This is a genomic window from Pseudomaricurvus alkylphenolicus (assembly GCF_011683955.1).
Classification (GTDB): Bacteria; Pseudomonadota; Gammaproteobacteria; order Pseudomonadales; family Cellvibrionaceae; genus Pseudomaricurvus; species Pseudomaricurvus alkylphenolicus.
In genome coordinates, this window is sequence record NZ_JAAQPI010000010.1 from 74,655 (window position 1) to 87,429 (window position 12,775).

Below are 12,775 nucleotides of genomic sequence, written 5' to 3' on the forward strand. Positions count from 1 at the left end.
TTGGGTATTCAGTTTTGGATGGATGTTTTGGCGAATCTGTTTCTGGCGTGCAATGCAATTGCTGTGTCTTGCAGCCCGATACCACTCAGGTCACAAACGGTAATATCATTGCTCCGACGCGCAAACGCGCTGGTAGTAGGGATTATCTTACCCAGTTCGACAGGTTCTGGGGTGTCTAGCGCCGTTGCCCGCTGGTATTCTCCCAGCGTCTGACTTTGGGATAGAGAGTCGCAGAACAAATAGTCCGCCATTTCAAATACCTCTGGAAAAAGTTCACCTTTGCCGGGCGAGTCGGAACCCATCGCGGTAATGTGAACGCCCGGATGCAACCACCTGGCCTCGATCAATGGCCTGCGGGATGGGGTTGTAGTGATGATGATATGGGTATCGCGAACCGCGTCTTCCAGGCAATTGGTGGCGGTTACCCGTATATCGTGCTGTTCGCTCATTTCACGGGCGAATTCCCGGGCGGCGTCCACCGAACGTGCCCATACCTTAACCTTCTTAACAGGTCTGACGAACAGCAGGGCCTCCAATTGTAGACGAGCCTGTAAACCGGCACCAATAATCGAGACAGTGGTCGCGTCAGTGCGTGCTAGGTGTTTGCTGGCCACTGCTCCAGCTGCGGCGGTTCGCAAAGCGGTTAGATACCCGTTGTCCAGCAGCAGGGTTTCCACCTGGCCCGAGTCCGCTTGGATCACCGCCATAAAGCCTCCTGTGACACTACGCCCAGAGTCACTATTGCCAGGGAAATTGCTGGCCAGCTTAAATACAAAATGGGAATCCCCGGGAAAGTACCCGCCTTTGACGCAGGTCTGACCGCCAGACTCTGCGACAGCGATCTGGGCCACAGGCGGCGCCTGCGCACGCCCTGAGGAATGTCTGACAAAAGCCATTTCCACAGCGTCGATCAGCGGCTGATCAAGCCTGATGTTCTGCATTATGTCGGCAGAACCAACGATGTTAGGTGCCGTCATTAAGCTAACTCCAGGGCAGGTTCTTCAGGTCCACATTGCCCCCGGTCATCACCAGTGCGATATTTTGCCCGGCGAAAAGTGATTGCTCTGACATCACCGCAGCCAGGGCCGCCGCAGCGGCGGGCTCCACGATCATCTTCATGCGTGTCCAGATCAGTATCATCGCCTCTTCAATTTGCCTGTCAGAAACAGTCAGGAAACGATCCACCTTGTCCCTGATTACCGAGAAGGTCTCAGGAGTGATGGGCGCGGCGAGGCCGTCGGCGATGGTTGAGATCTGTGCTGACGGATCGGCGCCATAGCGGCCTGTTTCAAATGAACGGGCACCCGAACTGGCGCCGGTAGGCTCAACACCGATAACCTCAATTTCCGGGGCGATTTCCTTGAGCACCGTGGCCATTCCGCTGATCAATCCGCCGCCACCAACGGGGATCACCACAGCATCCAGTTGTGAACACTGATGCAGAATCTCCAATGCAACGGTTCCCTGGCCTGCCATTACTGTGGCTTGATTAACAGGGTGTATATAGGTCGCTCCCTGAGCGGAAACGATTTCTTCCACCGTTGCTTCTCGCGCTTCCCATGTCGGCGCGCAACTGATAATTCTCGCACCGTAGTCAGCGATGGCCTCCAGTTTGGTTCGGGAGGCGTCCTCGGGAACCACAATGGTTGTTTTGATGCCCTGCAGCTGGCCCGCCAATGCCAGTGCGCCACCGTGATTGCCGGCTGAGTGGGCGACAATGCCATGTCGCGCCTGTTCTTCGTTGAGACTCAGCGTGCTGTTGAGTGCACCGCGCATTTTGAAGGACCCTGACTTCTGAAAATTCTCGCACTTAAAGTGCAGAGTGGCTCGGGTCATCTGGTCTAACGCCCCGCTGGTCAGGCAAGGCGTCTGGTGCACAAACGGTCGGATTCGGCGATGGGCGTGCAGGGCGTCGATCAATTGAATACTCATTATTGATGGCCTCTCCCGGCTCAGAGTTTGAGCATATCCCGAGCGGTTTCCGCCGAGGCGATCTCATAGCCCAGGTCCCTGACAATGCGGCAGGCCTTTTCGCACAGCTCGGCATTGCTCTTGGCCAGCACACCTTTTTCGATAAACAGGTTATCTTCCATACCCACGCGAATGTGGCCGCCCATTAACACCGACTGCGCCACCACCGGGAACTCGTGACGACCGATACCAAAGGCGGTCCACAGTGCGTTCTCCGGCAACATGCTCTTGCCCAGCTGGATGGTTTCGAGCATGGCCGGCCAGCTGTACTTGACTCCCATCACAAAGGAGTACATCACCGGGCTCGCGATACCCAGGTTTGCAACGTGCTCATTGGCCAGCACCATATCGCCGCCGTTAAAGATCTCGATTTCGGGTTTGACGCCGGCCGCCAACATGGCTTCGGCCATAATGCGTGTGTTGGGGCGGGTATTCATAACGATCATGTCGCCCGAGTTCATGGTGTTGAGATCGAGCGTGCAGATCTCCGGCTTGAGCTCCAGGACGTGCTGAATACGCTCCAGGGGTGGCAGCAGCTGTGTTTCCGGTGCCGCAATTTTGGGATCCTCGGCATCGGGTACAAAGCGACCCCCCTGGCCGGTGGTCAGGTTAATGATCAGCGATCGGTTCTGCTCGCGGATGCGTTCAACCACCTCGCCGTAGTGTGCCACCTCCATGGAGGGGCTGCCATCGGGGTAACGCACATGAATATGAACAACGGCGGCGCCGGCCTCGGCGGCGCCGAGACACGCCTCGGCAATCTGTTTGGGGCTGATGGGCAGGTAGGGTGTTTGATCCGGTCGGGTGAGGTTGCCGGTAACCGCACAGGTCAGGATAACGTTTCTCATAGCGAATTCTCTTGTAATAGGCCGGTTAAAGGTGACGCCCCGCGTCGACATAGAGGGTGGTGCCGGTGGTGGCGGTCAGGAGTCGTGCCGCGCAGATCACTGCGGTGGCCACTTCTTCCAGGCTGGCCAGGCGTTTGAGAGCACTGGCCTTGATGGTGTTGTCGATAAAGTTTTCGCCGCGATTGCGGGCAAAGCCGGTGTCCAGCGCACTGGGAGAGATATTGACTACCCTGACCTTGGGGGCGAGGGCGCGGGCCACGGCTTTGGAGGCCGTGTCGATACCCGCCTTGGAGGCCGCGTAGGCGATATTGCTGCCGCCACCGGTTTGCGCGGTAATGGAAGACAGGTTGATCAACACGGGATTGTTGCCTTGTTGTAACAACTCTGCCATCTCCCGTATCACAATCAGTGGCCCGCGGGCGTTGACCTGCATCACCTCGTCGATGATTTGGTCGCTCAACAGATCAAGTCGATTGGGAGGAAGTTGATAGGAATACCCGGCGGTATTGACCAGCACGTCCACGCGACCGTATTTCTCGCCAATCACAGCAGCGAACTGCTTGATGGAAGCCGCGTCGGCGATATCGATGGCAAGGGCGTCACTGGCGCCCTCGGGGAGCTTGTCTCGATCCACCGAGCGCGATCCGACAATGACCTGCGCCCCGAGTTCAGAGGCTTGTCGAACCACCTGCGCCCCGATGCCGCCGCTGCCGCCAATCACCACCACAATGGCGCCCTCAAACCCCTGTTGGAGTTGAGCCACAATACTGCTGTTTATCGTCATGACATTCTCCCGGGGGTTACTGTTGTTTGATGCCGCCATCAACAGCGGGGAAGGCCACATGGCCAAACTTGCTGCCAAAGGGCACATAACCGTGGTTATCGATGTACTCGAAGTCCAGCTCCATGCCAATGCCCGGCGTTTCCGGAATCTCGATAAATCCGTCGCTGACGCGGTTGATGTCCTTCACCACATCGCACCAGGGGGAATCGGTCTCACGCACATAGCCTTGAACGTCCCAATTTTGGGTACAGGCGGCCAGCTGTACGTGACAGGCGGTGACCAGTGGGCTGGTAAAGTTGTGGGGCAGGATGCGCTGATGGCGTGATTCCGCAATGGCGGCAATTTTTTTCATTTGAGTAAACCCGCCCGCCAGCCCCACATCCGGGCGTAAAATGGAAACGTGTGAGCAATCGGAATATTCGCGGAACTCCCAGATGTTGATATTGCGCTCGGCCAGAGCCACGGGGGAGGGCATGCCCTCGGAGACAAACTTGTTGACTGAGACACTGAACGGCTGCACCGGATCTTCGATAAAATACAGGCGCTGGTCGCGCACCAGCTCCGCGAACTGAATGGCCTGGTCCGGCGCCAGGTTGCGGTGCACCTCCACCGCCAGGTCCACATCCCAACCAATGGCGTCTCGGGCGGCTTTGACCGTCTCGGAGGTGCGCTGCAGGATCCGGGCGCTGCTGTGCAAACTCCAGTCGCCGATAAAGGGTTTGATCTTGATGGCGGTAAAGCCATCCTCTTTGGCGGCAATGGCCTTGGCCAGCAGCTCTTCTTCAGTCGGCGCCTGCACCAGAACGATGGCCCGCACCCTATCCCTGACGCGCCCGCCCAGCAATTGCCACACGGGAACCTCCAGTGCCTTGCCCTTGATATCCCATAACGCCTGATCTATCGCGGCCATGGCGCTGGCTGAGGCGGCGTCGATCATGCAGTGTTTTTTAAGAACCCGCTGGTAGAGAAACTCCGGCCGGTAGGGATCCTGACCAAGATAGGTTTCCTGCAGGTCTTCGACAATCGCGGCGATCGCAGGCGGGTGTAAAAAGTAGGTGGACTCACCGATACCGGTAAGGCCCGATTCCGTAGTCACGGTGACAAAAATCCAGTGTCCGCAGATATGGGTCCGAATGGATTCGATGCGAGTCGGTTGTAACATAGTTTTCTCCCGGGAATCAGGCCAATGCCTGCAACTGTTTCTGGTAGTGGTTGGCAAACGCGGAGGTGGCGTGTAACAGTGCCTGGTAGGCTTCGGCGTCCATGGCAATGTTCAACGCAATCATCCCGCGAACCGCCAGCCAGATACCGCGATCGAGCAGAAAACGGTGGTAGAGCTTTGCCACCTCCGCCGAGAGTGGATTGCGGTTTTTTTGCAGCAAGGGAGTCCGGGTTAATTGCAGGTTCATCACGGAACCTCCGCCGGTAAACAGCAGGGGAACTTCCGCTTCCTCAAAAATTTTATTGAGCTGTGCGCGTAGCAAGTCGCCGCGCTGGTTCAGCGAGTCCATCACCTCGGCCGTCAGGATTTCGGTCAGCGCGACCGCTCCGGCGTGCATGGAAAAAACATTATTGTTGAACGAGCCCCCGTGGGCCGTGTAACCCGGGCGCTGGGCATCGTAGATTTCCATATATTCGCGCTTGCCGCCGAAGGCGCCGATGGAGAAGCCGCCGCCGATAATTTTGCCCAGCGTGGTCATGTCCGCTTCGATGCCGTATTTACCTTGCAGGCCGTGATAGCCGAGGCGGGCGGTCATCACTTCATCGACGATCATGGCGATGCCGGCCTGGCGGGTCAGCTGACGAACTTTTGCTGCGAATTCCTCGGTGGCGGGTATGCAGCCGCCGGAGTTGATCATCAGTTCAAGAATGACGGCGCCAACTTCCTGCCCGTGAGCGCTCATGGTCTGCTCAAATGCCTCGGCATCGTTGTAAGGCAGCACAATGGTTTCAAAGGGCGCATTAATGGGGATATTGGGGTGGCAGTAGTTCATCACGCCGCCGTGATAGTTGCCCTCAAACACAATGACTTTGGACTTGCCGCTGTGTGCCAGCACCGTCAACAGGGCATAGAGGTTGGCCTCGGTGCCGGAGTTGGTGAAACGCAGTTGTTCAATGCCGGTAAACCTGGCCTTGATGGCGTCGGCCAGGCGATGCTCGGCGGGAATGCAACCGCCATAACTGCAGCCGCGCTCCAGGACCTCGCGGGTTTCCTGTTGCAGGCGCGGGTGTGAGTGGCCATAAATGGCGACCGTAAAGTCGCTGAGAAAATCCAGGTAGCTGTTGCCGTCGACATCGATCAGTCGGCAACCTTCGCCTCGTTCGAAATACGGGGGGTAGGGAGGAAAAAAGAGGTTGTTACGGGTGTTGCCCGCCGGCAGCGAGGCATTGGCCTGTTCAAACACTCGACGACTGTTGGGGGTTCTTTCGAGGTAGATTTCCTTCAGTCGTTCGATTTCCTGGTCAATAAAGCTGCTCATAACGCTCCTCTGGCATTTGCTGGCGACAATGTGGGGGGTGTGGGGTGTTGGCGCGAAGCCAGGTAAATCTTATCGGGCGCAGGGTTGTATTTCAACACTTAAATGACCCATAGGTCATTAAAAATGCCTATGGGACACTGTGTGTTAATGTCGAAATTTGAGGATTTAAGCCGGAAATGATTAATCTTTACATTGTAGGGCGACAATTTTTGTTGACTAAACTGACCTGTAGGTCATACGATTTTGGTATCCGATCATCGCTCTGAAACAAAGGAGTTGCAGTTTGAAAGACCTGCCATGCGACATCGCCTCCGCATTTGACAGTGAGCCGCTGCCACGCATCCACATCGAGGGCACCGGGCGGGAAAGGGGACGCGGCATTGGCGCCGCTGCCGCTGACCTTATCGCCAATAATGTCAATCTCTGGCTCGAGCGCATGGGTGAGCGTACCGGTTGCGATCTGGAGGGCCTGTGGACACTGGTCGAGCGTCACAGTCACCTGCTCTACACCGCCCGTGCCATTGCGGCGGACTTGCTGGAGGAGATCCGCGGCATGGCCGAGGCATCCGCTGTCAGTGAAAAGGCCATTCTGCTATACAACCTGGAGACGGAGCTGGAGTGGCTGGTACGCAGCCGGGGGAGAGCGTTTCCCCAAACCAGCCGTGCTCGTGGCAAGAGCTTTGTTGAGCGCGATTCATGTGGCCAAATCAGTCTGGGTTTCGAATTCTGTTGTGAAGTGTTTGATCAGCCCATGGGGCGCCGTGAACAGGCCCTGGTGCTGGATATTGCTGAACGTCTGCATTACCCGCGCCAGCTGCTGCTGACCACCGCGGGTAAACTCAGTCTTGTTGGCGTTAATGCCCATGGTTTGGCGGTGTGCACCAATACCCTGCCGGATCTGGATTACAGTACGCGTGGTCTGGCGGCGGTGCTGGTGGCGAGAAGCCTGTTAAATCATGCCAGCCTGGAGAGCGCCGAACGCTATCTCCGAGCGGTGCCCCATGCCAGTGGCAAGCGTTATCTGTGCGCGGACGGTCGGCGTGCACTGAGTCTGGAATGCTCCGCCCAGGGGGTGAAGGTCAGGGCTGCGGACGCCGACAGCCGGCGTCGGGAGTACACGGACTGGGCCGATATAAGCCAGGCCGGAGACTGTCTGGATAAAGACAACTGGCTGGCGGCCCAGAACGGCTATCAGCCGCTGCGCCGGAGTCTTCATTTCAATCCCGCCAGTAGGGCCATTTTTCAAGGGGTGGCACACATCGACCTGAGCCGACCGGTGTCCATGAGCCTGTCGACTCCGCAACCCGGGCGAGGTAGGGAGCTGCAGCGTTTCAGCCTGTGACACCATTTTTGCCGTGAATTCAACATTGACCGCTTTCTGGAGTAAGCATGAGAAGACTGGACGATCCCTACTACCGACTCACCCCGGCCCTGGACAGCGGGCATCTGGACAGGGGGGATGGCCACAAGATCTATTGGGAGGAATCGGGCAATCCGCAGGGTGTGCCGCTGCTGTTTGTTCACGGCGGCCCCGGCGGGCGCAACGCGCCCAATTACCGCGTGTTTATGGACCCGGAGCGCTTTCGCATCATTCAGTTTGACCAGCGTGGCTGCGGCAAGTCCGAGCCATTGGGTTGCCTCGACAACAACACATTGCAGCATACCCTGGCTGATATGGAGGCCTTGCGTCAGCACTTTGGCGTTGACCACTGGGTGGTGGCCGGAGGCTCCTGGGGCAGCACCGTGACCCTGGCCTACGGAGAGGCCTATCCTCAACATTGCCTGGGACTGCTGCTGGTGTCCCTGTGGTTATGCCGCAAACAGGATATGGATTGGTGGTACCAGGGAGTGGAAACGGTTTTCCCGGAGCTTTGGGAAACGTTTGCTTCGCTGGTGCCCGCGGAAGAACGCCAGGACTTGCGTACCGCCTTCAGTCAGCGGATTTTGCACGGCAAAGATACCGAACTTGCGGAGAAGCTGGCGAAACAGCTTTACCTTTATGAAGAGGGTTTTATGCGCTTCGATGCTCCCCTCGCGCCTCCCCCCATGGACAATGCTGTCAATTACGGCCGAATATTCTCCCACTACGCCGCTAACAATTTCTTTCTAGAAGAGGGTCAACTCCTCAGGGACAGTCACAGGATTGAGAATTTGCCGGTTGTGTTAATCACCGGCCGCTACGACATGTGCACGACACCAAATAACGCCTATGCCCTCTATAAGCGCCTCCATAACGCCGAGTTGACCATCGTGCCAGGCGCGGGGCACAACCCAACCGAACTGGCGCTCTCGCGCGAAGGCGTGAAAGCCTGTGTGCGAATGCTTGAGAAAATTGATGTCCGTTGAACTGCTCACCCAGGCGTTTCTGCCCATCTCACTGGTGTTGATGATGGTCGGTATGGGCGCCGGCTTGCAACCCAGCGACTTCAGCCACCTGTTGCGCCAGCGGCGGGCGTTGCTGGCGGGGCTGATCGGGCAGCTGATACTGCTGCCCCTGGCGGCGGTGTCGACGGCGCTTGCCTTTGACGCGGCTGCCTGGTTTGCGGTTGGGCTGGTGATTATTGCCGCTTCACCCGGCGGTATTGCCTCCAACGTGGTGAGTTTTGCAGTCGGTGGCAATATGGCCCTCTCCATTGGTCTCACGGCGATCAGCTCCATGGCGTGCGTGTTTACCATTCCCCTGTGGGTGAGTCTGGCGCTGGGCTGGTTCGCCGCCGAGGAGGGAAGCATCAGTTTGCCATTCTGGCGAACTCTCTTGAGTCTGATTTCCCTGACACTGGTGCCGGTGGCTGCGGGGATGCTGTTGGGGCTTTGCAAGCCGAAACTGGCGGAGCGCGTGGAGCGGGTGTCGCGGGCACTGTCACTGCCGTTTCTCTGTCTGGTCATGGTGCTGGTGGTCGTTTCGCAGTTTGAATTCCTGCTGCGGCACCTGGGGCAGACGGCGGTTCCTCTGCTGCTGTTTCTCGGATTGATGGCAACTGTGGCCATGCTGTTATCGAGGGCGTTTCACCTGGGGAGCAGGGACTGCAAGACCATCCTGGTGGAGGTGGGCCTGCAGAACACCACACTAGCGCTGATGGTGGCGATGACACTGCTCAACGAGCCCAGGTTCTCGGTGATACCCGGCTGTTACGGTGTATTGATGTTCCTGGTACTGGTGCCCGTTTTTGTCTTACAGCGTCGAAGTGACGCTCGATACACTATTCTGAATTCAAGCACAGGAGAAAACTGAGTGTCCGGTATGAGTCTTACAACGGGTCAAAAGCTGGCCTATGCCATCCCGGGTCTGGCCTTGGCCTGGCTGATTCCACCCATGTACGCCATTCTCGGTGATTTTTATCTGCGTTACACCGAGGCAACGGCGGCGGGTATTGGCACTGCGATGATGATGTCGAAAATCGTCGACGCCATCACCGATCCTCCCGTGGGATACCTGTCGGATAAGACCGAGAGTCGCTGGGGCGCCCGCAAGCCCTGGATTTTCGTCGGGTTGTTGATGGTGATTCCATCATTTCATTTCTTTTTTTCGCCGCCGGAGGACGCCGGCAATCTGTATTTTGCCCTTGGTTTGGTGCTCTATTACCTGTGCTACACCTTAATCAAGATCCCGATGCGCGCCTGGCTGGGTGAACTCAGTCCCGACTACAGTGAGCGTTCAAAGATATGGTCCTGGATGACGATCTGTCTGCTGTTGGGTGGTCTGCTGATCATGCTGCTGCCGATCGTATTTTCCAGTCCGCTGTTGCCCTGGTTTGACTCGCCCGAGTTCACTCCGGAGGTGATGAGTTTTATCGGTTGGGTTGGTGGCGTCGGCATTGTGGCGACGCTGCTGGTGTCGCTATGGGTCGTACCCGGTGGCGAGCGCAACCCGGGGGAGAGTTCGGATGTTAAACAGTTTTTTAATATTCTGTTAGTCTCGAAACCATTTCAGCACTTTATGCTGGGATATGGGCTGAGCGCGCTGGGATACGGTATTTCTTATGCCGTCATGATCGTTGGTCTGACGTCATACTATGGTTTTGCCGACCGGTTACCGATCTTCATGCTGGCCATGATTCTGATCCAGGTTGCTTCCATTCCCGTTTGGGAGCGCATCGCCGAACGCAGCTCCAAACACGAGACCTGGGCCCGGGCCTGGGTAATTTGCGCCTGCTTTATGCCGGTGTTGTGGCTGTTTGGTGCCAATAGTGAATACTTCTGGGCGTTTGTTGCCTGTGCCGGAGTGATCAGCATTATGCAGGCTCCCCACATGCTGTTCCCGGTGACCATCATCAGTGACATTGTCGACTACGATACCCTCAAACACCGCACCAGTCGTTCAGGCAATTTCTTTGCGGTTTACACCTTTGTGGACAAGGTGCTGCATGCCATTGGCTTTGGTATCGGCTACTACATCATCGCGCTGTTTGGATACGACGCCAAGGCGGAGGTGAATACGGACCTGGCGGTGTTCGGTCTGAAGTTTGCCATTTTGGGCGTGCCCGCCGTCATGTTCCTGCTGTCGGCGCTGGTGCTGTTCAAGTTCCCCATCAATCGGCACAGGCACAGCATCATTCGTCGTCGTATTGAGCAGAGGGCCCGGCGTGAAAAAGCTCGCGCACCTCAAAGCAGCCACGCGGATTTTCAACCCCAAGAAGTATAGAAAGCACTATGACTCAACCCGAAATTGGATTTGCCGGCATCGGACTGATGGGCGGCCCCATGGTCGGACGTTTATTGTCCGCCGACTACAATGTCAATGTCTGGAATCGCACAGTGTCAAAAGCGGATGCACTGGTTGCCAGGGGAGCGACGCTGGCGAAGGATCTGCAGCAATTGGTGCAGCGCAGCGACATCGTGATGCTTTGCATGAGCGATACCGCTGCCGTGGAATCCATGGTGTTTGGCGAAGGCGGTATCGCAGAACACGGCGCCAACAATAAGGTTCTGGTTGATTTTTCCAGTATCGATCCCCTGGCCAGCAAGAGCTTCGCCAAAAGGTTGAAGGACCTCTGTGGAATGGATTGGATCGATGCGCCGGTTTCCGGCGGCACGGCAGGCGCGGAGGCGGGCAGTCTTATTATCATGGCGGGTGGCGATGCCAGTGTGCTTGAGCGCGTGCAACCGGTACTGGCACCCTTGAGCCAGAGAGTCACCCATATGGGAGGGCCTGGCTCGGGGCAGATGACCAAACTGTGCAACCAGATGGTGGTGGCCAATAATGCGTTGGTGATTGCCGAGATGATGGCCCTGGGGCGCTCGGCGGGTGTCGATGTTGCCAAATTGCCAGAGGCGCTGGCGGGAGGCTTTGCCGACTCCATTCCCTTTCAGATCCTGGCGCCGCAGATGGCGGCCCATGACTTTACCCTCAAGTGGAAGGTGGCCACCCTGCTGAAAGACCTCAATGGTGCGGTGGAGCTGGCGAACAAGACCAGTGGCCAGATTCCCATGAGTCAATGTGGCGTGCAATTGCTGCAGTCTCATGCGCACAGCGGATTTGCGGATAAGGATCTGTCGTCCCTGATCTGTCGTTACGAAGTTTCTGATTGCCCCTGAATTGTCGAGGAAAGCCTCCATGAAGACCGAGCCATTGCAGCGCATCGGGGCCACCCATGTGCTGTTCCAAGGGCGTAAGCTATCCTATTTCGCAGGTGGCGATTACCACGGATATAACGCCGATCCACGACTAAAGGCGTTGGCCAGGGACACCATTGATAAATTTGGATTGAGCGCTTCAGCATCGCGCAGCACCACGGGCAACCACCCCTTGTACGGTGAGTTGGAGTTTGAACTGTGTCGGTTTATGGACGTCGAATCGGCCACCCTGTGTGGTCAGGGCTATGCCGCCAATCTGATATTTGCCCAGGCACTGCAGCAGGAGTTCGACCATCTGTTGGTGGATGAGCGTTGCCACGTTTCTCTCAGGGATGCCGCCAGATTGATCAAGCTTCCTGTCTCAATGTACCGGCACTATGATATGACTCACCTCGAAGAGTTGCTCAAGACCAGGCAGGGGCGGAGTCTTATTGTTAGCGACAGTGTCGGTGGCATGTTGGGAGATATGGCGCCGCTGACAGAGCTGGTGGAACTGGCCCTTCAATACGATGCCCGGGCCCTGATAGATGAATCCCACGGCTTGGGGGTGCTGGGCAGTGCGGGGCGCGGAGGCGCCGAAGCCGCCGGTATTGACAGCCAGCTGTGTAATAACGGCACTGTGATGCGTACCAGTTCCCTGGGCAAGGCCATTGGTGCCCACGGCGGGGTGATACTCGGCGGTGACGCACTGGCTGAGCAACTGCAAAAAGTGCCAATGCTATTCGGTACCGCGACGCCGCCCTTGCCCTATGTGGCGGTGGCCAAGGAAGTCTTGCGTGGTTTGGGAGCAGACCCGAGCCCGGTACGGCGGTTGCAGGAGCGAGCCTATACGGTAAAGAAGCTGGTCAGTGACATGGGGTTCGCCGTGGAGGTTAACGCCATGCCGGTGTTTGCACTCAGCTTCGAGCCCCGCCAGCAAGCGTTGGCAAGGGAGCAGCTGCTGGCACACGATATTTATCCCGCCGCGATCAACTACCCCGGTTTGCCCGACAGGGGCGTATTCAAGTTTATGCTCTCCAGTGCTCACAGTGAAAGCCAGATAGAGGCGTTGTTGAAGGCACTGGCGATAGTGTCCGCACAGCTGTAATGGGTTCTTGGGGACCCGGTATCTTTGCTGC

Annotated in this window: 12 protein-coding genes; 6 read left to right on the plus strand and 6 right to left on the minus strand. The window is 57.2% G+C overall.

What is annotated here, in order from left to right:
* Positions 1–8 precede the first annotated feature (8 nt).
* Genes HBA55_RS22895 through HBA55_RS22920 form a run of 6 tightly spaced genes read right to left on the minus strand, consistent with a single transcriptional unit; the run spans position 9 to position 6,083 of the window.
* Positions 9–977 (minus strand): ornithine cyclodeaminase family protein, encoded by a 969-nt coding sequence (locus HBA55_RS22895; protein WP_166996158.1) that lies wholly within the window; start codon positions 975–977, stop codon positions 9–11.
* A 4-nt stretch (positions 978–981) separates the two neighbouring features.
* Positions 982–1,932: a threonine ammonia-lyase gene (locus HBA55_RS22900; protein ID WP_166996159.1), complete on the minus strand. Its 951-nt coding sequence runs from the start codon at positions 1,930–1,932 to the stop codon at positions 982–984.
* Positions 1,933–1,952: 20 nt separating this feature from the next.
* Entirely contained in the window at positions 1,953–2,819 is an 867-nt protein-coding gene (locus HBA55_RS22905; RefSeq protein ID WP_166996160.1) for a beta-keto acid cleavage family enzyme, read from the minus strand.
* A 25-nt stretch (positions 2,820–2,844) separates the two neighbouring features.
* A complete protein-coding gene (locus tag HBA55_RS22910) occupies positions 2,845–3,603 on the minus strand; it encodes an SDR family NAD(P)-dependent oxidoreductase (protein ID WP_166996161.1) in 759 nt (252 codons plus the stop codon).
* Between the two features lie 16 nt (positions 3,604–3,619).
* The gene (locus HBA55_RS22915) at positions 3,620–4,765 is read right to left on the minus strand and encodes a mandelate racemase/muconate lactonizing enzyme family protein (RefSeq protein WP_166996162.1); all 1,146 of its coding nucleotides are present in this window, start codon (positions 4,763–4,765) and stop codon (positions 3,620–3,622) included.
* Positions 4,766–4,781: 16 nt separating this feature from the next.
* The gene (locus tag HBA55_RS22920; protein ID WP_166996163.1) at positions 4,782–6,083 is read right to left on the minus strand and encodes an aspartate aminotransferase family protein; all 1,302 of its coding nucleotides are present in this window, start codon (positions 6,081–6,083) and stop codon (positions 4,782–4,784) included.
* 283 nt (positions 6,084–6,366) lie between these two features.
* Here HBA55_RS22920 and HBA55_RS22925 point away from each other — a divergent pair, with 283 nt between their 5' ends.
* The 6 genes from HBA55_RS22925 to HBA55_RS22950 are packed head-to-tail and all read left to right on the plus strand — an operon-like array spanning position 6,367 to position 12,744.
* Entirely contained in the window at positions 6,367–7,425 is a 1,059-nt protein-coding gene (locus HBA55_RS22925) for a C45 family autoproteolytic acyltransferase/hydrolase (RefSeq protein ID WP_166996164.1), read from the plus strand.
* Between the two features lie 47 nt (positions 7,426–7,472).
* Entirely contained in the window at positions 7,473–8,429 is a 957-nt protein-coding gene (pip, locus tag HBA55_RS22930; RefSeq protein WP_166996165.1) for a prolyl aminopeptidase, read from the plus strand.
* Entirely contained in the window at positions 8,419–9,315 is an 897-nt protein-coding gene (locus HBA55_RS22935) for a bile acid:sodium symporter family protein (protein WP_166996166.1), read from the plus strand. Before pip ends, HBA55_RS22935 begins: the two co-directional genes overlap by 11 nt.
* Before the next feature lie 9 nt (positions 9,316–9,324).
* Positions 9,325–10,725 carry an MFS transporter gene (locus HBA55_RS22940; RefSeq protein ID WP_166996167.1) on the plus strand — a complete coding sequence of 467 codons (1,401 nt, stop codon included), beginning with the start codon at positions 9,325–9,327 and terminating at the stop codon, positions 10,723–10,725.
* An 8-nt stretch (positions 10,726–10,733) separates the two neighbouring features.
* Entirely contained in the window at positions 10,734–11,618 is an 885-nt protein-coding gene (locus tag HBA55_RS22945) for an NAD(P)-dependent oxidoreductase (RefSeq protein WP_166996168.1), read from the plus strand.
* A 19-nt stretch (positions 11,619–11,637) separates the two neighbouring features.
* Positions 11,638–12,744 carry an aminotransferase class I/II-fold pyridoxal phosphate-dependent enzyme gene (locus tag HBA55_RS22950; RefSeq protein WP_166996170.1) on the plus strand — a complete coding sequence of 369 codons (1,107 nt, stop codon included), beginning with the start codon at positions 11,638–11,640 and terminating at the stop codon, positions 12,742–12,744.
* The last annotated feature ends 31 nt before the right edge of the window (positions 12,745–12,775 follow it).

Excerpts from the sequence above, each read along its gene's own strand:
- HBA55_RS22895 (WP_166996158.1), bottom strand. The coding sequence starts at position 977 with ATGACGGCACCTAACATCGTTGGTTCTGCCGACATAATGCAGAACATC.
- HBA55_RS22900 (WP_166996159.1), bottom strand. The coding sequence starts at position 1,932 with ATGAGTATTCAATTGATCGACGCCCTGCACGCCCATCGCCGAATCCGA.
- HBA55_RS22905 (WP_166996160.1), bottom strand. The coding sequence starts at position 2,819 with ATGAGAAACGTTATCCTGACCTGTGCGGTTACCGGCAACCTCACCCGA.
- HBA55_RS22910 (WP_166996161.1), bottom strand. The coding sequence starts at position 3,603 with ATGACGATAAACAGCAGTATTGTGGCTCAACTCCAACAGGGGTTTGAG.
- HBA55_RS22915 (WP_166996162.1), bottom strand. The coding sequence starts at position 4,765 with ATGTTACAACCGACTCGCATCGAATCCATTCGGACCCATATCTGCGGA.
- HBA55_RS22920 (WP_166996163.1), bottom strand. The coding sequence starts at position 6,083 with ATGAGCAGCTTTATTGACCAGGAAATCGAACGACTGAAGGAAATCTAC.
- pip (WP_166996165.1), top strand. The coding sequence starts at position 7,473 with ATGAGAAGACTGGACGATCCCTACTACCGACTCACCCCGGCCCTGGAC.
- HBA55_RS22935 (WP_166996166.1), top strand. The coding sequence starts at position 8,419 with ATGTCCGTTGAACTGCTCACCCAGGCGTTTCTGCCCATCTCACTGGTG.
- HBA55_RS22940 (WP_166996167.1), top strand. The coding sequence starts at position 9,325 with ATGAGTCTTACAACGGGTCAAAAGCTGGCCTATGCCATCCCGGGTCTG.
- HBA55_RS22945 (WP_166996168.1), top strand. The coding sequence starts at position 10,734 with ATGACTCAACCCGAAATTGGATTTGCCGGCATCGGACTGATGGGCGGC.
- HBA55_RS22950 (WP_166996170.1), top strand. The coding sequence starts at position 11,638 with ATGAAGACCGAGCCATTGCAGCGCATCGGGGCCACCCATGTGCTGTTC.